The 23,543-nt window shown below is 50.4% G+C and carries 24 protein-coding genes and 1 tRNA gene; 11 read left to right on the forward strand and 14 right to left on the reverse strand.

The window, feature by feature from the left end; translation table 11 throughout:
• The coding region (locus H8730_RS02860; protein WP_249289356.1) for a hypothetical protein at window positions 1-181 on the forward strand (181 nt) is incomplete at its 5' end.
• A gap of 90 nt (window positions 182-271) precedes the next feature.
• Here H8730_RS02860 and H8730_RS02865 read toward each other — a convergent pair.
• Window positions 272-736 carry an ABC transporter transmembrane domain-containing protein gene (locus H8730_RS02865; protein WP_249289358.1) on the reverse strand — a complete coding sequence of 155 codons (465 nt, stop codon included), beginning with the start codon at window positions 734-736 and terminating at the stop codon, window positions 272-274.
• Window positions 737-1,080: 344 nt separating this feature from the next.
• On the opposite strand from H8730_RS02865, the gene H8730_RS02870 reads away from it, so the two are divergent.
• The 7 genes from H8730_RS02870 (at window position 1,081) to H8730_RS02900 (ending at window position 7,633) form a co-directional block, all read left to right on the forward strand.
• Entirely contained in the window at window positions 1,081-1,887 is an 807-nt protein-coding gene (locus H8730_RS02870; protein WP_177714384.1) for an SGNH/GDSL hydrolase family protein, read from the forward strand.
• Window positions 1,884-2,333 carry a DUF4358 domain-containing protein gene (locus H8730_RS02875; protein ID WP_177714383.1) on the forward strand — a complete coding sequence of 150 codons (450 nt, stop codon included), beginning with the start codon at window positions 1,884-1,886 and terminating at the stop codon, window positions 2,331-2,333. The genes H8730_RS02870 and H8730_RS02875 overlap by 4 nt, the downstream gene beginning before the upstream one ends.
• 43 nt (window positions 2,334-2,376) lie before the next feature.
• Window positions 2,377-3,771 (forward strand): MBOAT family protein, encoded by a 1,395-nt coding sequence (locus H8730_RS02880; protein ID WP_177714382.1) that lies wholly within the window; start codon window positions 2,377-2,379, stop codon window positions 3,769-3,771.
• A gap of 49 nt (window positions 3,772-3,820) precedes the next feature.
• A complete protein-coding gene (locus tag H8730_RS02885) occupies window positions 3,821-4,960 on the forward strand; it encodes a DHHW family protein (protein ID WP_177714381.1) in 1,140 nt (379 codons plus the stop codon).
• Between the two features lie 93 nt (window positions 4,961-5,053).
• Window positions 5,054-6,355, forward strand: coding sequence for an endo-1,4-beta-xylanase (locus H8730_RS02890; RefSeq protein ID WP_177714380.1), 1,302 nt, complete (start codon window positions 5,054-5,056; stop codon window positions 6,353-6,355).
• A gap of 134 nt (window positions 6,356-6,489) precedes the next feature.
• A tRNA-Gly gene (locus tag H8730_RS02895) sits at window positions 6,490-6,562 on the forward strand.
• 114 nt (window positions 6,563-6,676) lie between these two features.
• Entirely contained in the window at window positions 6,677-7,633 is a 957-nt protein-coding gene (locus H8730_RS02900; RefSeq protein ID WP_177714379.1) for a 2-hydroxyacid dehydrogenase, read from the forward strand.
• A 119-nt stretch (window positions 7,634-7,752) separates the two neighbouring features.
• Here H8730_RS02900 and H8730_RS02905 read toward each other — a convergent pair whose 3' ends face one another.
• Together H8730_RS02905 and H8730_RS02910 are read right to left on the reverse strand one after the other, a co-directional pair.
• The gene (locus H8730_RS02905; RefSeq protein ID WP_177714378.1) at window positions 7,753-8,472 is read right to left on the reverse strand and encodes an HAD-IIB family hydrolase; all 720 of its coding nucleotides are present in this window, start codon (window positions 8,470-8,472) and stop codon (window positions 7,753-7,755) included.
• A complete protein-coding gene (locus H8730_RS02910) occupies window positions 8,465-9,238 on the reverse strand; it encodes a glycerophosphodiester phosphodiesterase (protein ID WP_177714377.1) in 774 nt (257 codons plus the stop codon). Before H8730_RS02910 ends, H8730_RS02905 begins: the two co-directional genes overlap by 8 nt.
• 121 nt (window positions 9,239-9,359) lie before the next feature.
• Here H8730_RS02910 and H8730_RS02915 point away from each other — a divergent pair, with 121 nt between their 5' ends.
• Both H8730_RS02915 and H8730_RS02920 read left to right on the forward strand, forming a co-directional pair.
• Entirely contained in the window at window positions 9,360-10,130 is a 771-nt protein-coding gene (locus tag H8730_RS02915; RefSeq protein WP_177714376.1) for a DeoR/GlpR family DNA-binding transcription regulator, read from the forward strand.
• Between the two features lie 168 nt (window positions 10,131-10,298).
• A complete protein-coding gene (locus H8730_RS02920; RefSeq protein WP_177714375.1) occupies window positions 10,299-11,366 on the forward strand; it encodes an ArsR/SmtB family transcription factor in 1,068 nt (355 codons plus the stop codon).
• A 208-nt stretch (window positions 11,367-11,574) separates the two neighbouring features.
• Here H8730_RS02920 and H8730_RS02925 read toward each other — a convergent pair whose 3' ends face one another.
• From H8730_RS02925 to H8730_RS02960, 8 genes are read right to left on the reverse strand one after another with little or no spacing between them, the layout of a single operon-like run.
• The gene (locus H8730_RS02925; RefSeq protein WP_177714374.1) at window positions 11,575-12,489 is read right to left on the reverse strand and encodes an N-acetylmuramoyl-L-alanine amidase; all 915 of its coding nucleotides are present in this window, start codon (window positions 12,487-12,489) and stop codon (window positions 11,575-11,577) included.
• Window positions 12,490-12,491: 2 nt separating this feature from the next.
• Window positions 12,492-12,755: a phage holin family protein gene (locus H8730_RS02930; RefSeq protein ID WP_177714373.1), complete on the reverse strand. Its 264-nt coding sequence runs from the start codon at window positions 12,753-12,755 to the stop codon at window positions 12,492-12,494.
• A 13-nt stretch (window positions 12,756-12,768) separates the two neighbouring features.
• Complete coding sequence (locus H8730_RS02935; protein WP_177714372.1) at window positions 12,769-13,104, reverse strand: hypothetical protein; 336 nt, start codon at window positions 13,102-13,104, stop codon at window positions 12,769-12,771.
• The gene (locus H8730_RS02940) at window positions 13,104-13,244 is read right to left on the reverse strand and encodes a hypothetical protein (RefSeq protein WP_177714371.1); all 141 of its coding nucleotides are present in this window, start codon (window positions 13,242-13,244) and stop codon (window positions 13,104-13,106) included. The genes H8730_RS02935 and H8730_RS02940 overlap by 1 nt, the downstream gene beginning before the upstream one ends.
• 14 nt (window positions 13,245-13,258) lie before the next feature.
• The gene (locus H8730_RS02945; RefSeq protein WP_177714370.1) at window positions 13,259-15,106 is read right to left on the reverse strand and encodes a DUF859 family phage minor structural protein; all 1,848 of its coding nucleotides are present in this window, start codon (window positions 15,104-15,106) and stop codon (window positions 13,259-13,261) included.
• 1 nt (window position 15,107) lies between these two features.
• Window positions 15,108-17,288, reverse strand: coding sequence for a phage tail protein (locus tag H8730_RS02950; protein ID WP_177714369.1), 2,181 nt, complete (start codon window positions 17,286-17,288; stop codon window positions 15,108-15,110).
• 11 nt (window positions 17,289-17,299) lie between these two features.
• Entirely contained in the window at window positions 17,300-17,974 is a 675-nt protein-coding gene (locus H8730_RS02955; protein WP_177714368.1) for a hypothetical protein, read from the reverse strand.
• Window positions 17,975-17,976: 2 nt separating this feature from the next.
• A complete protein-coding gene (locus tag H8730_RS02960; protein WP_177714367.1) occupies window positions 17,977-21,735 on the reverse strand; it encodes a phage tail tape measure protein in 3,759 nt (1,252 codons plus the stop codon).
• 77 nt (window positions 21,736-21,812) lie between these two features.
• On the opposite strand from H8730_RS02960, the gene bamE reads away from it, so the two are divergent.
• Window positions 21,813-22,079, forward strand: a complete 267-nt coding sequence (gene bamE, locus H8730_RS02965) for an outer membrane protein assembly factor BamE domain-containing protein (RefSeq protein WP_283243843.1) — start codon at window positions 21,813-21,815, stop codon at window positions 22,077-22,079.
• Window positions 22,080-22,082: 3 nt separating this feature from the next.
• Here bamE and H8730_RS02970 read toward each other — a convergent pair whose 3' ends face one another.
• From H8730_RS02970 to H8730_RS02980, 3 genes are read right to left on the reverse strand one after another with little or no spacing between them, the layout of a single operon-like run.
• Window positions 22,083-22,673 carry a bacteriophage Gp15 family protein gene (locus H8730_RS02970; RefSeq protein WP_177714365.1) on the reverse strand — a complete coding sequence of 197 codons (591 nt, stop codon included), beginning with the start codon at window positions 22,671-22,673 and terminating at the stop codon, window positions 22,083-22,085.
• The gene (locus tag H8730_RS02975; protein ID WP_177714364.1) at window positions 22,670-23,014 is read right to left on the reverse strand and encodes a DUF6673 family protein; all 345 of its coding nucleotides are present in this window, start codon (window positions 23,012-23,014) and stop codon (window positions 22,670-22,672) included. The genes H8730_RS02970 and H8730_RS02975 overlap by 4 nt, the downstream gene beginning before the upstream one ends.
• A 14-nt stretch (window positions 23,015-23,028) precedes the next feature.
• Complete coding sequence (locus H8730_RS02980) at window positions 23,029-23,541, reverse strand: hypothetical protein (protein ID WP_177714363.1); 513 nt, start codon at window positions 23,539-23,541, stop codon at window positions 23,029-23,031.
• Window positions 23,542-23,543: the final 2 nt, after the last annotated feature.

A 23,543-nucleotide genomic window follows, 5' to 3' on the forward strand; every position in this document is an offset into this window, starting at 1 on the left:
TCTGCGTTCAGCCATTGATGGATATATGAAATTTTATGCGGAAGAAAGACCACAGGCCAGATTTCATTGTAAAACACCATCTGAGGTAAGGCGAGAGGCACTGGGTTCTGAAACAGCAATCCAGTATCCGATTGCCGAAAACAAGCGGATAGAAGCCTATAAGGCCAAATGGTGTGTATAACATAAATATCCGCCATATCTGAACACAGATATGGCGGATGCCTATAATCTTATTTTAGATATTTCGCTTGTCTACTTGACATGGGGCTGATCACATCACAATGGATAAAAACAAATCCTCCGGCCCATGGTGGGCCAGCTCTGTGATCTCAAAAAGATCGTTTGTCACTCTGGACATCAGCTGACCTGTATGGTTTTTATCGTAAAAGGTAAGGGACATTTTTTGTAGATGAGAGAATAAATCATTCCGCATATCGTATTCCATGCGGACCCCCAACAAGTGCCCCCAATAATTGATAAAATATTCCGCCGCAGCCCGAAGCGCGTACAGAACCGCCATGACAGTCACGATGAGAAAAAAGGTATGGTACTGCTTGTTTGGCAAGACATCTGACAGAACTGTTCGTGTCGCACTTGGAAATACCAGATCCACAAGGGCCACAAAGGTCGCGCAGATCATATCTGTGATGAACAATGCTTTGTGCGGCTTGTAATATTGAATAAATCGCTGCAAAAGGCCTTTCTTTAATCTCTTGGGCTTCTCATGATAGGACATTGGGTTTCATCCTTTCTCTTTCATTCTCTCCACCGAATTTATTATATACCGGCGATCCCTTTTTTTTCAAGAGCTTTTGCCCGTTATTCAGGATTGTACAGGTTTTGTGTTTATTTTTGCAAGTATTACAAACTGATTACAATCCTTGAAGCAACCATTAAACATTGTTAAACTCCTGGACAGCCATTGACTTTTAAAATCCGCAGGAGTAGTATTAAAGCTATGGTGAAGGCGAACCGCAAGCCTTCCCTTTATTCGTGCCAAAATTCGAAGTTAAGCGTAGCGCGAAATCCATATTTCGGGCATATGCCCTGCGATCCGTCGCTCCGGCATGGAGGATTCCCATGAAACTACATAAACTTTCCTATACTCTTCTCGCTCTTGTCAGCGCATTCGCCCTCTGTCTCCTCCTGATCACAATCTCGGTGGTTCGGCAGCGTCAAACGTTGGCTTCCTCGCAGTCGGAGACGTCCTACCCGAAAGCAAACTCTTCTGCCCCAGACTCTGAGGAAGAATCTGCTCTCGTATCCGCGCCTCCCCCGCCGGTGGAATCTTCCACTGCGGACCTTGAGGATCTCGCTGACCCCTTTCTGGACACGGCCTTTGTTGGCAATTCTTTCGTCTTTGACCTAAAGAATTATGGCCTGATTCCATCGGCGGATTTCTACGGCCGAGTGGGCCTAACTGTCCGGACTGTTTTCACAGAATCCGTCGTTGGGAGCACAATCCCTGTCATCGATGAATTGAATGCCAAACAGTACAAAACTGTCATTCTCGTGTTCGGAGAAAATGAACTTGGATGGGTCTATCCTGAGATCTTTAAAGAAGAGTACGCTAAGGTCATCGGTGCTGTCCGAGAGCGCCAGCCGGGCGCGGACATCTATGTGCAGTCTCTATTTCCTGTGTCGGCGGCCGCATCAGCAAAAAATGAATACAATACCAACAACACTCGCATCCAGGAATACAATCATCTGTTGGAAGCCCTGGCCGCCGAGACAGGCGCAGGGTATCTAGATCCTGGATCCGAAATGCGGGACCGTGACGGCTGCCTGCCGGACGAGGCGGCAGCCGACGGCATCCACCCTAACATACAATATTGCCAAATCTGGGTGGATTATCTGCGAACCCACCTGAAAGGAGACCCCTCATGAAAAAAGTTTGCATCCTGATCATGCTCCTGGCGTGCCTGGCCGGTTGCTCTCAAAAAGCGGTAGACCTGGACCCTCAGACGGCGGCCAAGACATTGTCCGACTCCTCCACCGGTGATTCTCCACTGTCCAAGCTCGACCTTGACGCCGCCCTGTCTCTGTATGGCCTGACATCGGAGGAGGTTGCGGACGCCAGCCTCTATATTGGAAATAGTGGCACAGTGGACGAAGTTTCCGTCTGGAAAGCGGTCAGCGATTCCGCCGCCAATACCATCGAGGATCGAATCCGTGACCGAATCGCAACACAGAAGGACGTATATGCGGATTACCGCCCCGATGAGATTCCGAAGCTGAACAATGCTGTGGTGGCACGGCGCGGACAATTTGTCATCCTTTTCATTGACGGCGACTGGAAAGCAGCGCAGAAGGCCGTCGACAGCCTTTTCTAATTCTCCCCGCATAATGGAACCGCATCGATGAAAGGATGATCTTGTGGTTTTTTCCAGCCTTGTCTTTCTCTTTTTATTTCTTCCCCTTGTCCTTCTCCTATACTACTGTTCTCCGAGACGGCTCCGCAATACTCTCATATTGCTTGCAAACCTACTTTTTTATGGCTGGGGGGAGCCGGTTTTTCTGAGTATCATGCTGTTCTCCATCCTGTCCAGCTACGGCTTTGGACTGCTAATCCAGCGATACCGCCAGCATGGACGGTTGGCAAAGGCCTTCGTCATTCTCTCCATCGCTACCAGCCTCGCACTCCTTGGATTTTTTAAGTACTCTGCCTTTCTGGCGGACATTATGAGGGCGATCCCTCTCTTTTCAAACTTACCGGCGCCTGTGGTCCCGCTGCCCATCGGTATTTCCTTTTACATTTTTCAGACGATGTCCTATACCATCGACGTCTACCGGGGCGATACGGACGCGCAGCGCAACGTGGTGGCGTACGGGGCCTATGTCTCTCTGTTTCCGCAGCTGATCGCCGGCCCCATCGTCCGGTACAAGGATGTGGCCGCTCAGCTGATAGAACGCCACGAAAACGCGGTTCAGTTCACGGAAGGAATCCGCCTTTTTGTGGTTGGGCTTGCAAAAAAAGTCTTGCTGGCCAATCCCATGGGGCTTCTGTGGGACGGCCTCCGGGCAAGCCCTCAACCTGGACTGGCCGGCGCCTGGCTGGGCGCTGCTGCCTTTACTCTACAGATCTATTTCGATTTCAGCGGATATTCCCATATGGCAAGAGGCCTCGGAAAATTTTTTGGCTTTGAGTTTATGGAAAATTTTAACTATCCATACATCTCCAGAAGCATTTCCGAGTTCTGGCGCCGCTGGCACATCTCTCTGAGCACATGGTTTCGCGATTACGTCTATATTCCATTGGGCGGCAATCGCCGCGGATTAGGCCGGACCATCCTCAACCTTTTGATCGTCTGGTTTCTGACAGGACTCTGGCACGGAGCCAATTATAACTATATTCTGTGGGGGCTCTATTATTTCGCACTGTTAGCTCTTGAAAAATTATTTCTCAAAAAATGGCTGGACCGCGCCCCCGCCGGCATCGCCCATGGGTACAGCCTCCTGTGCATCCTCTTGGGATGGATGCTGTTCTACTTCGAGGATCTGGGACAGCTGAGACTCTATCTAACCTCCATGTTTACCTATCAGGGATCTCTTCTCTCGCCCCATGCGGGATACCTGGCTCTGTCCTACCTCCCTTTACTGCTGGCGGGAATCGTCGCTTCGACGCCTTTAGGCAGGACACTGTATGCCAAGATTCCCACAGGCCGCTGTGCCGCCGCCGCAGAATTCACCCTTTGCAGTCTCACCCTGCTTCTCTGTGTCGCGGCGCTTGTGAGCCAGAGCTATAACCCATTTCTATATTTTCGATTTTAATTGCGCAGCGATTTGGTTAAGAGCAAGTAGCAAAAACGAGGTGTCAGCCGTGGATACATCCCAGAAAAATTGGCCATTGATCGCTTTCTTTTGCGGTTTTCTCGCCATCATCTTGATTCTCTTTCTATGTCTCCCCCCAAAATCCGTTTCCTCAGTGGAAAAGAGGACACTGGAGCCGTTTCCCCCTGTCTCCCTCTCTGCCATAGCCAATGGCAACTTCGAAGCGGGGATGGATCGATATCTGTCCGACCATATCCCGGGCCGCACCTGGTGGGTTGGCGCCTATTCCTATTTTTGCCTAGCCACTGGCCGGAATGGTTGGAATGGCATTTATGCTGGAAAAGACGGCTATCTGCTTCGAGAGCCAACACCCCCTGACTATGAGGCGTTAACCAGAAATCTCTCTTATATCCAGCGCTTTCTCAGCGCCTCGGAGATCCCTGCAGCGGTGATGATCGTGCCGTCTACCGGCGCAGTCCTGCCCGATAAACTTCCTCAGAACCATGATGTCTACTATGATGCGGAGCTCCTGTCTCTCGCAGAGACACAGCTGGAATCCTCCGCCACATGGATTGATCTCTCCGCTAGCTTTGGTCCGCTGGCTGAACTGGAACCGCTGTATTACCGAACGGATCACCACTGGACCAGTCTTGGCGCTTATCGCGCCTATGAAGCCCTCCTATCCCAATGGTCCATCTCCCCTACGCCCTCAAGGCAATTTCAGGTTACCGCGCATCCAGATTTCTACGGGACATCCTACTCCAAAAGCGCACTGTGGGGAGTGAAACCGGATACTATGGAAATCTGGGATTTATCTCTGCCTGTCCAGGTTTTGATTTATGAAGACCCCGCCGGCGAGGCTTCCGCCTCATCCTCCATGTTTTATCTGGACAATCTGGACGGCGATGATCCCTACAGTGTCTTTCTAAACGGAAATCACGCGCTGACCCGCATTGTCAATCCCTCTGCCAGCGGCGGAACACTGCTCATCCTGAAAGATTCCTTTGCAAATTGTCTGGCTCCCTTTCTGGCGGCTCATTTTCGTGAGATCGATCTGATTGATCTGCGGTACTATCGCCCGTCCGGCGGCCTCTCCCTCCTTGAGGATACTTCCGCTGATCAAATCCTTTTTGTCTATAGTTTGGACGACCTGGTGGAAGATCCGAATTTTATATGGTTAGCTCCGTAATATGATTTCACAGGATCAAAATATATTTGATGAAGTGGACGTGATCTTCTGGTACGATGGATACAATCTATATGAATCGAGGAGGGAATCCACATGCAATCCAGAATGGAAACGATCCTGTCCGCCTTCCGGCAGCAGGAGGACTATATGGAAGGCCGTATTCAGCGCGGAATCCAGGAACACCGGATGGATTACGCTTATCTGCGTTTCGTCGATAAAGAGGGACATCCACTCCCCCACGTGCAGGTGGAGGTCAAACAGATATCCCATGACTTCAAATTTGGCGCGAATCTCTTTATGTTGGGCGAGTACGAAGACCCCCATTCTAACGAGGCGTATCAGGATGCGTTCTGTAAGCTCTTCAATCACGCCACACTGCCCATCTATTGGAAAGATCTTGAGCCGGAACCGGGAAAGGTCCGGTTCTCTAAGAATAGTCCGAAAGTCTATCGCCGCCCACCTTTGGATCTGGCCCTGGAATTTTGTGAACAACATCAGATCATTCCCAAGGCCCACTGCCTTGTCTATGATACATGGATGCCAGACTGGGTGCCGCGTGAAGTCCCTGCTATCAAGCGGCTCTATGCAAAGCGGATGGAGGAGCTCGCCTCCCGGTATCAGCATCGAATCCCTGACTGGGAAGTCATCAATGAAACACTGTATGTCAACGGCATCTCCCCCTTTTATTGGGAGCCAGACTATCTAGACTGGAGCTTTCAGGAGGCGGCGCGCTGCTTCCCCCATAACCACCTTCTGATCAATGATGCCCACTGCAATATCTGGAATGTGTTCAATTATTCCCGGAGTCAGTATTATATGCTAATTGAGGGGTTGCTGGGCCGAGGTGTACGTATTGATGGGATCGGGATGCAGTTTCACATGTTCTATTCCCGTGACGAGGAGGCGGCGGCCACGAGGCTGTTCTACAATCCCCGGCACCTTTATAATGTTATGGACTGTTATGGACAATTCCACCGCCCCGTGCAGATCTCAGAAGTCACGATTCCCGCCTACTCGGAGGAAGCCGGTGATGAAGCTGTTCAAGCTGAGATCGTCCGCCATCTGTACCGCATCTGGTTTTCCCATTCTAACACCGAGTCCATTGTATGGTGGAATCTCGCCGACGGCAGCGCATATGGCGCAGAAAATTCGTATTATGGCGGTCTGCTTCGCGCAGATTTTACGCCAAAACCAGCCTACGAGGTTTTACAGCATCTAATCCATGGGGAATGGACGTCCTGCGCCACTCTTGACACAGGCGACATGGCGGAGGCATCCTTCCACGGCTTCTTTGGCCGGTATTCCCTCACTGTTACTTGTAGGGGGAAGCAATTTACCGAGAACATCCACCTCCAAAAGAAAGGGCCTCGAGAGTTTACCATCGTCTGCGATTGATGGGAGAAAGCCTCCACAGGGGAACCGGCGCCCTGTGGGGGCTTGTTCAATTTAGCTTACGCCTAATGCCAAAGAAAAAAAATAAAAAAGGGCTTGCAAAAACAGACAAGATATCATATAATAATAGATGCAATGCGCGAATGGCTCAATTGGCGGAGCACTGGCTTCCCAAGCCGGGGGTTGCGGGTTCGAGTCCCGTTTCGCGCTTCTGAGAGGAAGAGTCGAATGTCCACACGGCGTTCGGCTCTTTTCATGCTATAGGAGAGTTTGCCGTGAGGCGGACGTTATTCACGATACCCTACATTTAAGGAGGCCCTATTCATGCCGAAACCGAAACTTGTCATCGCACAGCCCTCGCTCCCCCCTGAGACCCGTGAACTGCTCCAGCAGGACTTCGAGCTGATCTATACCGATCCGAACAATTCAGATACTTTACATCGGGACTTGTCTCAGGCGGCAGCACTGTTTCCCGCTTCATTGCAGGTCGATGAAGCGCTGCTGTCCCATGCGCCCCTACTGCGCATCGCCAGCAATGTTGGGGTTGGGTACAATAATTTTCACCTTGACGCTATGCGCCGCCATGGTGTCATGGGCACCAACACCCCCTTTGTACTGGATGACGCCGTCGCCGACGTCATCGTTGGCCTGATGCTGGCATGTTCCCGTAGGATCAGCGAGCTAGACCGGTATGTAAAAGAAGGGCGCTGGACTGGTCAGGAGGGACGCGGGCTCTTTGGGCTGGAATTTAGTAAAAAGACTCTGGGCATCATCGGGATGGGGCGCATCGGGCAGGCCGTGGCACATCGATGCCGTCTCGGCTTCTCTATGCGCGTCCAATATCACAACCGCAAGCCCCTCTCCTCCACCCGGGAAGCGATATACACGGACATGGACACGTTACTGCGAACTTCGGATTATATCCTGGTCATGACGCCTCTTACCCAGGAGACCGAAGGTATGATCGGCCTTGAAGAATTCCGGAAGATGAAAAGGACCGCCATCTTTATCAACGCCTCCCGGGGCGCTGTTGTGCGGGAATCGGAGATGGTTGAGGCCCTTTCTCAGGGATACCTATATGGAGCCGGGCTTGATGTTTACCAGCAGGAGCCCCTTGATCCCGCCAACCCACTCCTTAAATTTCCAAATGTTGTGACAACGCCCCACATCGGCTCGTCAACCCATGAGACTCGAGACGCCATGTTTCTGCGCGCTGCCCAGAATATGCACGCTTTCGCTTCCGGGCAAACGCCGCCGGACGTGGTGCCAGAGCTGCGGTAGGTTTGGATCAATCAAAAAAATGCCCAGTTTAGACTGAGCATTTTTTTGCTTACTTTGGATTCGTTATGCGCATACGCGGTGTCTGCGTCTGATACTTTTGCTCTCATATCCATTTTACATTATAGCAGCTTAGAAACACAGGATGCCAGCTGCCTGTAGTCATCAATACACAGAAAGGTATAGGGGGATCGGTACACATCCTCGTCATTCCCTCCGGAACCGTAGTCGTCGCCGATATAGACAATCTCGGAAGTTGACAACTGGTGGCGTCGGCAGTAGGCGTCCAGCGCGTTTCGTTTATTGTACGGCTGTGGCACGATGTCAAAGGAGGAGGAGCCTCCCACGAAGACTGTATACGGGTAGAACGCGGCGCGGACGGTGGACAGCATGCGCCGCCGGAATCCACGCGAAGGGTCCATGGCCAGCTTGTCTTCCAGAGAGGCGGCTGTTCCAAGGAGGGGGAACGTCATCAGACCGGACGCGTGAAATTCCATACTGTCACCTTGATACCGTTCAAGTCCCCACTGCTTGCGCAGAGACATCGCCTGCGTCAAGGCCCACTTTCGATCTACCGGGACAGATTGATCGTCTGTAATCTGGAGCTCCCCGTCATGGCAGGATGCCGCTTGCATCCCATAGTGGCCAATGATATCGAGGGGATAGCGGTCTAGCTGCTCCCATATGCGGCGGCAGGAGCCCGCGCCGACGATGAGCAACTGGTAGCGCTGTCCGAGGCGCTCCAATATCCGGCGATTATCGACGTCAAGCTTACATTTGTGCTGAGTCAAAGTCCCATCCAGATCGAAGGCGACGACTTTCCAGGTGTTCACATCAGCCATGGCATTCTTCCTCCGAGAGTGCGGATACAATGGAGATTGCCGTGCGGGGATCATTGGTGGTTACCAGCCGCCCACCCCGCTGGATTGCCAGGGCGAAATCTTCCCTTTCTGTCAGGGATGCGCCGAGCCACGGTTCAATCCCCCTGGCCAACAGATCGTCGAAGTAGGATTGGCGCGGGCATGGAGACCCATCCACGAGGCAGGCACAGTAAAGGTATTCCGCTGGATCCCGGCTTTGATCGAGCAAAAATCGGTAGGGGTAGAAGCCGTGCAGACGATAACGGTGGGGATACTTCGCGTGAATGTACTCCAGGAGCTGTGCGTTGAAACTGTTAAGGATACAGCGCTCAGCCAAACCATGCCGTTCCACGCTGTCGATGACTTTGACCACACACTCGTAGCCAAAGGCAGCGCCGCACTCGCTTGGATAATCCTTTAACTCCAGATTGAATTGCAGGTTCGGATAGTGCACGAATTCGTCCAGGAATTCGTCCAGGGTGGGAATTCGCTCAGTGCCCCCCTCTTTTGTAGCCGCATTGCAGCGACGAATCTCCGATAGCGTTTTATCTCGGACCAAGCCATGTCCATCGGTGGTCCGATCCAACGATGGATCATGGATCAGAACCAGGTTTCCATCCTTCGTCATATGGATATCCGTCTCGATCATATCCACGCCTAAATCCACAGCCGATTGAAACGATGGCATCGTATTCTCCGCATAGTCGACGGGATTGCCTCTGTGTCCGGCAATCAGCATTTTTCTCATAAATGACTCTCCCTTCTTGACAACATGGTGTCGTATGATAGAATTGTATCATATCGATCAAGTTCATTCAATTCATGGCGCAAAAAATGAATGGCGATCAGAAACGATCAGGAGGGCCGCAATGATTACGATCCAGAGGCAGGAGGAGATCCTGCGGATTTTGCAGGAAAAGAAAACTGTTACCGTTGGGTATTTGGCTGAATTGCTGTATGTCAGCCTGCCGACGATTCGAAGGGATCTGGCTAAGCTAGAAAGTCAGGGACTTGTTCAGAGAAGTCACGGAGGCGTTCGGCTAAACCTGGAGCCCAACAATGAAATTCCGATCCAATTCCGCAATACCTATAACAAGCGAGAAAAATTTCGCCTGTGTAAGGCGGCTGCGCGGTTGGTGCGGGAAGGCGACGTTGTGTTTATGGATGGATCGACGACCGTCTTGCCGCTGATAGGCCTTCTTAAAGATATTCATAACTTGACGGTGATTACCAACGGTGTCCATGCCGCCGTTATGCTGGGAAAAGCGGGGATTCGCGCCTATTCAACGGGAGGCGAGCTGATTGAATGTTCCATGGCCTTTGCCGGGCCCATCGCTCAGAAAACGGTGAGAGGTTTCAATGCGGATGTATGTTTTTTCTCCTCCAGCGGGCTCAGCGAGGATGGATGGATCTCGGATTATTCAGAGGCGGAGACGGCGCTGCGCCGGGCGATGATTGAAAACGCCGGACGCTCTGTCTTTCTGTGTGATTCTAGCAAGATTGGACGGCGCTCGGCGTTTAACCTCATGCATCTGGAGGAGCTGACCTGCGCTGTTGTCGGTCAGGCTCTGCCGAAGGCGATTCATACTGGCGAATGCCAACTTATCATACCAGATAGCAACAGTCCAAAGGCCAATTGAGAGCTATTGGGCTATTTCCCATAACCATCCACAGTCGCTGCCTCCTGCCTTGACATTGACGGCGTAATGCCGTATGATTTTAGTCTTTAATTATATTTAATTTTTCTTGCGCTATTCACATTTTTATGGTAATATTAAGACATATTATTTTGATTGGAGTGATTGAAGATGAATTATCTTGAGTCTCCTGGTATTGTATATGATATGCTTTTCTATACAACCGTTTTTTTCAGCAGACATAATGTCGAATGTAATATTCAGCAATATACAGAAATCAAAGACATTCTTTATCATTACGATACCATTCGTCGGGCTAAGCATGTCTTAGATCCGCCATCCGTTCTCTATCCATTATTTTTCTATAATGGCAAAACCCCCTGTATTATGACTGACTATTTTCAAGATACTTATAACTTCTATGCTGATTCTCCTGAAGACTTTATTAATGGACTAAAGAATAAACCCAGGTTCAAACGTTTCGTTCTAACCAAACTGCTTTGTGGATGCTCTGTCGATGTGGACGATGTCCTTCAAAACAAAGGCGAAGCCATATCCGATGCGATTATCGCGTTAAGCAAACACATGGACATCTCGAGTCTCTCCTATTTCTTTTACCATTTTAGTGGTTTGGTTGATACTCTCATAGAGTTTTTAACCGCCCTATTACCTATAATTCGCGCATACCATAAAAAATGTGAGCAAATTGCAAAAAAATCCATAGATACGTTTACTTCGGAAGAGCTCCGCAGTGTTGCACTGAAAAGCTGTTCCAAGATTACAAACGAGTTTTTTAATTTTCAGGCCCAGAGGTATTCTGTTTGTTATCTCTCTCAGTATGTAATCATGTATCAATGCGACAATACAAACTATACTTTTCTGTTAGGTTGTGATTGTTGTGCCATCTTGCAGCAAACTGTAGATTATAGTTTTATGACGATAGAATCTATTATGAAATCCTTTGGTCATACTGTGAAGCTAGATATTATTAAAGAGCTTTTCAAGAGGGATTTAACCATTTCACAGTTGTCCCGAGCTCTACATGTATCACGCTCATCAATTGGAAGATATGTTGACGATCTCTTAGAAGAGCTAACCTTAACAAGAATCAGAAAGATCGGCCCTGAAATATATCTACATCTGAATATGGAATACATAAAACGGGCAAAAACAATATTTAACGATTTTATAGACCAATTAACTCTTGAGTCTGATCATGCGAAAGGAGGTGAGATATAGTGTTCTGGACGAAACCATATACTTATTCTTTATGCACAGTTGACCTGATAAATCAGATTTGTGCAAAAGGTCGCAGTTGCCCTATTTTAGTCATGCGATGATTTATATGTTTAGCAAGTATCACAGTAAGATTTATCAAGTATAAAGGCCCCGGAATGATCCGGGGCCAATCTGCTTATGGGGTCCTCCCACACTGGGGGCTCTTTTTTTATACGCGAAACAAGCTAACCTGTGTCTCCCGCCCAGCCATACCATCCACCGTCAATCCATGATCCGCCTGATACTTGCGCACCGCGGCCTCCGTCCCTGGACCGAAGCCGCCGTCTAGGCCATTTGGATCGTAGCCCTTGCAATACAGCGCCGCCTGAACCAGCTTTGTGATATTACCTTTTGTTCCGCGCTTTGTGTAGATGATCGCCGCTTTTGTCTTCGGGCCAATACTCCCGTCAATCTCTAGGCCTGCTCCACCCTGCCGGTTGATCTCCATCTGAAGGGCTTTTCGCAGCGCCGTCCAGGTCAAGGGTCCTGCGCTGTTGTCGATCTCTAGGGCAAAGCCGTACTCCTGGTTAAGCCAGCGCTGCACATTGGCAACATGACCGAATACAACCGGCTTTTGAGATGGCGCCGCCGTTGTCCCGTCCAACGCCGCCTTGACCGCAGACACAAACAGTTCCCACGCTGCCCAGTTGTTGGCCGACATGGAGGCGGGACACGTTTTCCGGCTGGCATCGTAGTGTCGCTTGAGCCGGTCAAGGCTCAGGTTGTATTTTTTGAGCAGTGTCGCCGCCAGTTCTACTGCATTTGAAACCGCTTTATCATAGTCTCCATCCTGATTGACGCAGATTTCGACGCCAATGGAGTTGCTATTCTTGATGCCGTACTTGCCCTTTCCATCTCCGCAGTGCCATGCCGCATTGCTGTCCTCAATGACTTGGATGATTTGGTGATCATCGACAAAGTAATGGGCGCTGGCGTTACGATTGGCGCCGCCAAAATAGTTGTAGTGGGCCTCTGCATCGGCGCCGGCATTTGTATTTCCGGTATCGTGGATGACAATATAGTCAACGCCTGTTCGGCCTTTTGTAAAATTGTACTTGATGATCTTTTGTTGGATATCCAGCATCTTTACTCCTCCTTTTGGCCTTGTACTAATTTATCCACCAACTGATGCATCCCAGTGCTCGCCAATCCCGATGTCATCCCCGCCAACAATACATCCGGCGTCAGGCTCATTTTCACCCATATGGCCAACAATATGCCTAATACCGAGACAATCAGCGGTATAAACCGGTTCGGTATCGGAGTGCAGTGCTTAATTAGCCATCCAATAACTAAACAGATCCCCAGCACTACAGGTATCATGTATTCTCGCAGAAATTCAATATTCAATGACCATTCCTCCCTATTTTTCCATCGGTTCGGTGGGTAAACTCATCATTTCCTCATAGGCCTGCTTCCCTGTTCCATTTCCGCCTAGCTTGGAATATGCCTCATAAATACTCTCGATGCTCTTTTTATCGCCCAGTGTACAGTACCCTTGATCCATATAGATGCGGTGGATTCGATATAGCGTATTGTGAAGCATGGCGATCACTCCCTCGCGTATTGCATTCCGCTCCACTGCCTCTTGGGCATGTGTTTTCTGCACGCGTTTCCATAACGTGCCACATACCACCGCTAATGCACCCGTGATCGCCCAGTATACCAACTTGGGCAAATATTCTGCAATCCAGTCCATTATTCTTCTTTCCTTTCCATCTCTACCTTCTGCGCCTGTTCCAGTTCAATGACTCGTGCCCGGAGATACACATTCTCCGTCATCAGACTGTTGATGAGTTCCCGATAGGCTTGCTCCACCGGGCTCAGTTGCTGCTCCATCGATCGCCCCTCCGTCACCACTTGACTATATATGTTGCTGCGCCATAAAAAAGCTTTTTGTTCGCGTCAGAAAACTGATTCCATCGCAGGCTATTCATGTCGTTTCCCATTATAACGATATAGTCTGCGTATGGCCCTAATGCACCTGGCGCCTTGCTTGTGTAACTACTGGCGAGCCCGCTGATCGAAATCATCCCAGTTGACTCTGTGTAGACTGGCTCAAATGATAGCCCACGGATATAGACTCTTGTGTCGCCATAAGATGTCACAGCGCCCGCTGCGTTGATTGAGATAGATACATGCAATAGATTTCCAACACGGCAATAGTACCCACGCTGCGCCGTATATGTGAGAGGTATCTCATCGACTGATTCGTTGCCTAAGATCGGCGTCCAGGTGCCATATTCGATCGCTGCTACTCGATCTCCCTGTACATACATTGGCCATGCAGATTCAACCCGTTTCGACGCTGTACTCATCATACCAAAGGCCACTGCATGAGGGCCAATATTCATCACTCGTTCCGCCGCACTCACAAGTACAATGAGGTCTACGGAGGACCCTAACGCATCTGTCACTACAAGCCGGACCTCATAGTTTGTTGCTATCGCAAAATTTCCGCTACCAATAATGACGGAGCTTCCGGATGTCAGATCACGCGCACCCGTCCAGCTACTCGCTCCCTTTGCTCGGTAATAAGTTGCGTGCGTCGTTGCACTGTTTTTACCATTGACTGAGGCAATTGAATAACTGCCACTGCATTTGATATAGGTGCCATTGCTGGGATCCGCCGTCCCGGAGCTATTACAGCGGAATGCTGTAAATGCTGTGATCGTCGGCGCTGTGTAGTCATAGACTGTAATGCTGACCGTCTTGGAATCGGATTTTCGGCCGCGGCTGTCGGTGACGTACGCCGTAAAGGTAATGGTCCCCGTCGTGTTGAGGTAGCCTGTCGTATAGCTTGACGCGGTACTACTGTATCCTCCTCCACTGATGCTATAGCCTTTGATTGTGCTGCCGTAGCTCCCCGCCGCGCCACTAATCGCCAGCGTGACTTTCGACTTGCCCTTGACGTAGGTTGCCCAGGCTGACGGTACGGATCCATCTACCCTTGTCGCCGTTAGACTGGTCAGCGATGGCTTGACGGATGCTGGCACTGTCAATGATATGGAGATCGCCTTGCGTCCCACCTCCGTACTCCCCGAATACGTGATACAGGTCAACGTACAGGTACCTGACGTTGCCGACGGAATTTGCGATGCCCAAGACAGCGATGGCGTCCAGGGGACACTTGTACTGCTTGTTTTGGTTATAACGGTGGTGGATGTGCTGCCAAAAGCCGCCGTAATCGTATGGGTAAAACTACTGCTCGCCGTGCTGATTGTGATGGTTCCCGCGCTCCCCAGCGCAATGGAGCCACAGCTGATCGACGACGCCCGCGGTATGGTTGCCAACGTGACGGAGCCAGAGACGGACCCCGATTTCAGCGACCACGCGGATGTCGTCGCATTCGTGGTAAAGGACGCAGACACCGGAAACGTGTAGCTGCCATCTGCATTGTGTGTGACAGTCTGCGTCCGGCTTGCAAAGGTCTGCCACACGTTGGTATTGCTCATGTCAAAGCTCGCGCCACTGGCCATCGTCGTCCCGTTGATTACACTGGTCTGTGTATTTTTTGTCGTGTAGCTGCTATTGGTAGATCGCACCTGGAGTACTAGCGTTGCGGTCGAGGTGTTGTTGGCTGTGGACTGACTATTCAGCGTCACCGCCAACCGACATTCGTACCGCATCGCACTACTTGTGTTGGTATAATATTTGCAGGTCCCGTATACGTACTCGGTCCCGCCGACTGCAATTGCCATCTTATGCATCCCTCCATACTAGGCTCATGCTGCCGTTTTGCTCTGGCACCCAGTCAAAAAAGCCACCAACCATGGTCATCGTCAGCTTGCCCTTGATAATTGCATCCGTAATGTTGAGCGTGTTATTACTGATATAGGCGATCTCTCGGCCGTCCTGTAAAAATGCAAGCTTCGTATTGTCCAGCTTTGCAACAAAAGGACTGCCTCGTTTGCCAAGTTCAATGAGAGCGCCTGCAAAACGGATATATTCCTCCAAATCTAGCTTGTTTTGGTCTACTTTGCCGTCTAGCAGATCGAGAGCCTCCTGGACCGTCGAAAAGGTGTAGGTGATGCTGTCGGCCGTCTGTTGGACTTTCGTATCCGTGTATTGCCGGACCTCTTCCAGTTCACTCTTTTTGCTGTACTCACTGGCAACCGTGCTGAGGATGTTGTCGTTGGCGATATCAAGAGCCGCGCTTGTCCTCTCGATCACGGTCGTCATAGCCTCGTTGATCGCTTCGCTTGTGTCCTCTGGCGCAGGTGTCCAGTCAGTCGCTTTGTTGCCAAGCTCCAGCTTCGGCTGAGATAGCACCCAGGTTGCATCGTTGGTCGATGCCGGCCGTGCATACACACAGACATATACCGCACATTTGGTCATATGGGTGTACCCCTCTGGCGGCGTCGCTGTGATTGTGGCGTGTATGCGCTTCCCGTCAACTGCTTGACTGAGCAGATTCGTATTGGGGGAGGTTGCCTCTGTCCCTCCAGCATCGTTCGCCCACATGATATAGACATATATCCCGAACCGATTTCGCATACCGACGCTTTCTACCAAACTCCAGTCGCGTTCGCCCGGGCTGTACATATAGACTGATACCGTCAACTCCTCGTTGATGAGGGTATCCAGATCATAGCCGTCTACCACTTGTAGCGAGTACATTTTTGTATCAGTCGCATCTTTTGTCCGCGTCTCCATGATATCGGAGTTTGCCAGGAGGTTTCGGCCGCCCACCTGGATTTGTTCGACCTCCGCTTTCGTCGCATAGGTCTCTGAGACTTCGAGACGGATGTTGCCCGTCGCCTGTGTGATCTGGCTGGCGATCTCCGTATCTGTCTCGCCTTTGGTGTAAGTGTTGGAGATTCGAATTGACATCGAGTCCGCGTCCTCCCGCAGTTCCTTAAGAACTCGCCGGTCTACCTCGATCTCTCCATCGAACTTGGTCTCAACGCGCTTAATCTCCGCTGTGATTTTCGTGGCCACATTTGCAAGTGTCACCACGTTTAGGTCCGGTTGCAGGGGGTATTCTTTATACTCCATGACTCGATGGTCGATCCTCGTCTGTCTCTGCCGGTCGATCAGGGTGACGATCTGGTAGAGCTCAAAGCTCAAATGACTGTACGCTGCCTCTATCTTTGCCAAGTCTTGAACGCTACACTCATAGGACCGGACCGGATATGCTGTTGTCTTAAGCCGCTCCAGCGCGTCGTTTTTGAGACTCTGTGCGTCCGTGTACCGGTCATCGGACCAGATTGCGGAGATGACCTGGTCACAGTAGGATCGATCCTCCACGTAGGCCTTGCCCCCATTGACTTCCGCGATGGTCAAGCCGTCCTTCCCTATGGGATATAGCCGCGTGATGATGTCACTGGAACTTCCCTTGAATGTAAGCTGCTTTAGATTCAATTCATCTGTGAGATACTGGCCACTCGGCTGGATTAGCTCTGGCTTGATGATCTTGAGGCGATGATTCTTGTTATGCCACTCATAAACAACGCCATAGGTCTCCATCGCCTGCATGACAATATCGTAATCCGTGCAGTTGGTTAACTCCATATTGGGCCGGACTGTAACCAGATCTACGTCCTCCAGCGTCCACCCGTGCAAGGCATCTGACAATACCTCTCGCAGTGAGCGCGCTGAACTGGTGTAGGTGAGATGGACTGTCTCTTTTAAAAAGTCTAGGTCTACGATGCAACCGATGGTGGAGGTTGTCGCCCGCTCATTGACCGATTTGATTTTGTAGAGGATATCCGCATACTCCACCTGGATTTCTTCTGCAATATTCACATATACAGGATGCTTGGGGCTGATATCAAAACTCAGTGTGTCCAGTCCTCCATAGACATGGGTAATAAAAAACGACGCAGCCGGCACATCCAACGGATACGCCGGTACGCCGCTCGAATTATATAGTGTGAGCATAGGTCACCTCCTCAGATATAGATTGGAAAGTAGGAAAGCTGGACTGTAACGTTCGATGGGTCCGAAATCGCGATGGTACACGGTCCGGGTTTTAACCGTGGGAAGGAGATCAAATTGGTATCAGCAAACTTATTGCCGCCGCCTTCTGTGACCAATTTATTCCGCCCGTCGATGATCACTGGTATATTAGCGGCCAGGTTATAGACCGTAATTCCCATGACAGTAACACTGTCCAGGTCAGCGGCCGGCGTGATGGTTAAAACACATTCCGCCTCTGTGTTTCCTTGGACGTTGACGCCTTGCGAAGCCTGCGTCAACGTGGTTGTGACCTCTGCGCCATGGCGGATCGCCGAAAAGGTAAAGGCTACATCCATCATGGTGGGCAAGGTCACGGTTGGCTCTGACGCACTCTGAAAAATGCAAGTATAGTAGTAGGCGTCTGGCAACTTGATTTCACATTTACCTGCGACTGCCGCCGTAAAGTTGGAGATTCTCTGCGTCGTCTCCTGCCGGTCTTTTCCTCGAAATTCCAGATTGACAGACAGACTTCGCATGGATCGCTCGGACTCCAAGAGCAGCGGCGTACTGGCGTTTTTGCCGAGGTAGTAGGTGTTCGCAATGTGATCGGACTGGACGGCGTACTCCACCAGCCTCGCGCCATAGTCAGTAAAATTTAGTATATCCATTCTCATCCTCCTGCAAAGGCCATTTCTTTTTCGATGGCCGGTGTCAATGCTACGGCCAACTCCGTTGCATCGCCTAAATGCACGTGTGCCTCAACTAATGTCGGGCCATGGTTGGCTTCCGGCTGCTGGATCCGCTGGGTGGATGTTGTCGCTGAGACATAGCCTGCATTGGCCATTGAGCCCATGCCAGTGCGATACTGTTCATGGGATACGGCAGCTTTCATCCTATCCACCAGGGTGGCCATGGAGCCGTCAAATGCCCCCAGAACGCCTTTAGAAATCGTCTCTGTCTGCTGATAGAGCTTCGGGGTCTCATCTTCTAAACCGTACTCCGCGCCTTCCATAACGTCTCTGAATATGGCGCGCGTTTTCCTGGATGGGGAATTAATGTCAAAAGCTTTTTTCAGCTTCGATAAAACGCCATTTGCGATACTACTCGCTTTGGAAAACAGCGTGGGCTCATTTTTTTCCATCCCCTCCAGCATTCCACTCATAGTATTCTGCATGTTTTGCTTGGCATCATCGGGTAAGTGCTCATAGGCCTCTAAAATTTTATCTACCATCTCTTGGTTCTCATCCGAAATTTCGCCGCCATACATCTCTGTAGTGGCTAGGTTTGCCAGCCAGATCCCTAGCTGATCCTGTGAATTCTTGTCGAGATTCGCCAGCCATTCCGAATTGATTCGTTCCAGGTTGATAGCATGTTCTTGGTCTGCCTCTTCTATCTGACGATTAAATCCTTTCGTAGCCCTCGTTGTCTCATATCCATGATATTCGTTATACATTCTACGTCTATTAGCAATATCGTTGAGGTCTTCAATGTAGCGTTCGCTCTCTTCCGTAACCTTTGCATTTGTCTCCCTTTCTCCCTGTTCAAAGATTGCTCGAATGCCTGCCAAATCTTCATACCCATCGGACATGATCTGGATGGTATCAATACATTTTTTATCGGCCGCCTCCACAGCCGCATCATAGTTTCCCTGGGCAGCCAAAAGCTCCTCATTGTAGGCCTCACTGTACAGAGTCTTTTCATCCGCATGACGCTTTCGAATTGTCTCCAACTCCGCTTCGTATCGGGCTGTGTACAGTTCGCCGCGCTCAGAAAAGGTTTGCGTTAGAGCGTCATATTCCACTTGATACGACTCACTGTCCAGGGTCCCCGCCTCTTCATGCCGCTTTCGCAGCTCCTCCAGCTCTGCCAGATAGGACTCCGTATACAGCGTTCCGCGGGTTTCCAGATGGGATTGCAGCTGCTCCCGCTCTGCCATGAACGCCTCGCTGTATAGCGTATTTTTAGCATCCATGGCGGTGCGAATGAGAGTCGTTTCCTCCTCATACTGTCTCTGAGCCTTGTCAACGACCTCTTGCCGAGTCTCCGCTGCGGAATTGATGAACTTTTGAGAGCCCTCTCTAAATTTTTCCAGCGACCCATCGAAGGTCTGGACAAACATCTCTGCCTGGTCCATGACCGTCTGCTGGTATTGCTGTTGGATCTCCAGCTCACCCTTTGCAAGATTCCGCATCTGCTCAAAGAGCTCCTCCAGCTTCTGGATCTCCTCCTCTGTCAGGTCCCTGCGCCGTTCGCTGGCCGTTCTGGCGATTTCGGTGATCTGCCCCTGTACCTCCTCCATCTGCGCCGCTAGTTCCTGCTGTTTCTCACTGGACACAATGAGGGAGGTGTTGAAATCATCCAGAATATTACCCGCTGTCTCGATTCCCTTATAATAATCAGAGGCAGCGGAACCAATCCCGCCTAGGCTGTCTCCCATCCTGGCATAGGTCTCCTCCAACTTTTCAGCGGATGTCTGCTCTTTTTCATGCATCATACACAGCGCACCGATCCCGACAGCTAAAGCGGCTACAGCCGCAATGACAAGAGCGATTGGATTTGCAGACATAATGGCATTCCAGGCCGCCTGGGCCGCGGTTGCCAGACCAATCTTGCCGGTCAACAGGCCTACAACGACTTCCTTTGCGCTTAGAGCCGCTGTGGATGCTGCCGTTGCAGCGGCCGCCGCACCATTCTGAGCTGCAAAGAGGCTGACTTGCAGTGCTGCCGTCTGCAAAGAGGCTATAAATGTCTTGAGGATACCCGAAACCGTCGTGACGATTTCCCATGCCTTGAATGCGGTCAACACTCCGGCGAGGACGGGGAGAAGAATACTGCAGGTATCAAACAAGAAGGCAATGGCATCGGTCAACACCGGAAGGGCTTTATTGGCAATGTCCAACGCCATGTCGGCAACATTTTTGAATAAGGTTCCAAAGGGTTCGAAAGCCTGTTTTGCAGACTCGACAAGGGTAGTAAACGACTGCTGAATCTCGCTGCATAGTACCTGGACTTTTCCCCCAATCTTGTATCCAAATAAATTTTTTGCAAGCTCTGAGATCAGTCTAAGCCCAATGGCCCCCATTTGAGGCACGAAAGCAACGAAGGAATTTACCAGTGCCATGCCGATGTCCAAGGCAGACTTTGTCACTTTCTGTATATTTTTTTCAATTCCGGTTAAAAGGGAGAAGATCAGGGCGGTTCCCACCGCAATCATATCAGGAGCACTCCGGGAAATCACGTTCACAATCTGTGATATGAAATTGCCAACTTCGGAAACTAAGCCTTCGAATCCGCCCTGAGAAAACGCCCTCGATAAGCCGTCTATCATTTTTGTGGTCTCATCCACAACATCCCGCAACGGCTCTTGCACCCCTTCATAAATTTGGATCCCAAGTCCTTCCGCTGCACTCTCAAGATCTGTAAGCGCTCCCTTGAGGTTGTCCTGCATGGTGATCGCTTGCTGTTGTGCGGCGTCCGAGGCATTGTCAATGGCCTCTGTCAACCGGTTGAAATCCTCCTCACCTCCATTGACAATCGCTAAAAATCCTGCCATGGCGTCACAGCCGACGAGACTCTCTGCATTGGCAACCTTTTCTTCTTCTGTCATTTCCGCGAAGGCTTCGCGCAGCGTCATGAGCGTCTCCCGAAGCGGCTTCATGCTGCCATCCGCATTGCTCATGGCGATTGTAACATTTCCCATTGCCTCCCCGCTGACCTGGACCTCACCATTCAACTTTGAGAACATGGACTGTAGCGCTGTGCTCGCCTTCTCCGATTCTATCCCCGCGTCTGCCATCAGTCCAACAGCAATCGCCGTATCCTCGATGGTATACCCCAATGTCCCGGCCAATGGCGCTACACGTTTGAAAGTTGCCCCCATCTCGGAAATATTTGTTTGGGATTGTAACGCGGCCTTCGTCAAAACATCAGCAAAATGAGCGCTGTCTTTCGCCTGCAATCCGAACCCTGTCAACGCATCGATTACGGTATTTGACACAGTCCCCAGGTTCTCTCCAGAAGCGGCTGCCAGGTACATGACCCCTTCGATACCGCTGAGCATGTCCGCAGCCCTCCAACCTGCCTTGGCCATATCGCTCATGGCCCCAGCCGACTCCGACGCGCTGAATTTTGTTTTGACTCCCATTTCCTTGGCCTTATCCGCGAGCGCCTGTAGTTCATCTGCGGTCGCCCCCGATATAGCCTGTACTTGGCTCATGCCAGCCTCAAAACTTGAGCCGGTCTTGACCGCGGAGTTTCCGATACCGGCAAGCTTTGTTGACAGCGCTGCTACCGCATCCGTTGCTGCTTTAAGCGCAGTTTTAACCCCTGATAAACCGCTTGACACTAATTCGCCCAGCTTAGCCATAACCTTCTTAAGCTCGTCAGTGTTAACTTGGGTATCAATCTTTATGGAGCCATCATTTGACAATTTTTATCGCCTCTCTTTACATTGAAACCTGATATGGTATAATTTAGAAAATGTTTGTATTGCTATTGTGCGTAGGTATGGTGTTCTTGTCCGCGTGTTCTAAAGGGATCGGTGAAGAAGAGCTTAAGCAATTGCATACCGGGATGACGAAAAGCCGAGTTGAGGAGATTATTGGCGGCCATGGTGAAATGATTGGTGAGACAAATGACGACAACTATCGCACTTACACGTACAAGTACCAAGGCGAAAAGGGCGGCTATGTTATCATCATTTATGAGACCGATTTTAATAGCTACGCCACTGCCCGTACAGTTAAAGCGTACGAAAATCATGATCTAAAATAAACCCTACAGCAACCCGCTTAGATCTCCACCATTCATCAGCGCCTCCTCAATGGCGCTGATTTTTTCTTGCTCCGACTTTGGCAACGGGATGGCGTACAGCTTCTTCATTTTTCGATAGTGTTCCTTTTGCTCTCGGCTCATGCCATTTGGAATCTCCATCGCCCGATACCCCATGATTTTGACGATTTCATTGTCCGGTTTTAGCCCCTGAAACAATGCTTTGAACTTCCACCAATGCAGATAGGCCACATCTTGCAGGTCAATCCCATATTGATCCAAAAATGCAGCGTAGATATACGCGTCGTCGTAGTCATACGAATAGATGGGATTCTGTCTTCGCCCAGATCCAGTTTCCCTCTCCAGTTCTTTACCGCAGCGGTAAAACCACAGCACTCTTTCAATGGCCCCCTGAATGTCGTTTGGTATGGCTGGATAGTATAGTTGGAGTCCCTGGTACAACTTTTGACTATCCGGCACTTCCGGGTCCATTAGCAGCATTTCGAATAAAATCGAGATCCGGTAGTCGGAGTTGATCTCGTATCGGCTACCGGATATTTCGATTGTTGTCGGGACTGGGTCGAGCAGGATGTTCATTGCCGCTTAACGCGGGCAGCGGAGTAGGTATTCATCACACGGACGTAGTCCTGGATCTCCTGCGCAACCTTCGTATCCAGTTCCATAAAGGCGTCCATACAGATCTGGAAATTGACCTGATCACCGAAGATCTTCCGGTCAGCGCCCTTCCCAAAGATCGTATTGAAGCACTCGAACACCGCCTGACAAGCCGATCGAATCATATTGCCGATCCCCTCTGCCTGGAGAACGTCCTGCAAATTTGCCAGCCGGTCTCTTGTATCTTGGATCGCAGTTTCGTACTTATCGGCTGTGTCCGCATCAAAAATGCTAAAATCCAGTTCGATTCCATTGATAACCATCCGCTATTCCTCCTTTAATTTCCAGCTTCAACGTCTGCGGCCGCAGTAAACATTTTTGTCGCCGTGTTGAATTCTCCATCCACAAACGTTCCAACATTATTCAGATTTCCTGTCACCTGGATGGCTTCTCCGCCGGCGCCTGCCACCGAGGCAACCTCAACTGCCACTCTAAATTTTCGAGCTTTGAATGTGTTCTCCTTGCTTGCAACGGGTTCAAACAGTTCCACGCGCAGATAATCCATCTCAGCCTCGGCGCCAGTTTTCTGATTACGTCCAATTTCATATAGCGCCATGATGGCCGCCTCAGACTTCATGAGGTCGGTGTCAAATGGAAATTGCGGCTGATACGATTTGATCGTGCTGGATGCCGCCGCATCACTGACGTATGTTTTTGTGTTGATTTGGGCAGCGGGACTTTCATCTAGCGTGTTAAATCCTGCGCCGCAGAGGCTCCATGCTTCTGTCTCACCAGTACCCGTGTTTAAATAGTCTGCAATCTGATATCGCATAATCGTTTCATTTGCCATAA

It is taken from the genome of Bianquea renquensis, assembly GCF_014384895.1.
Taxonomy (GTDB): domain Bacteria; phylum Bacillota; class Clostridia; order Lachnospirales; family Bianqueaceae; genus Bianquea; species Bianquea renquensis.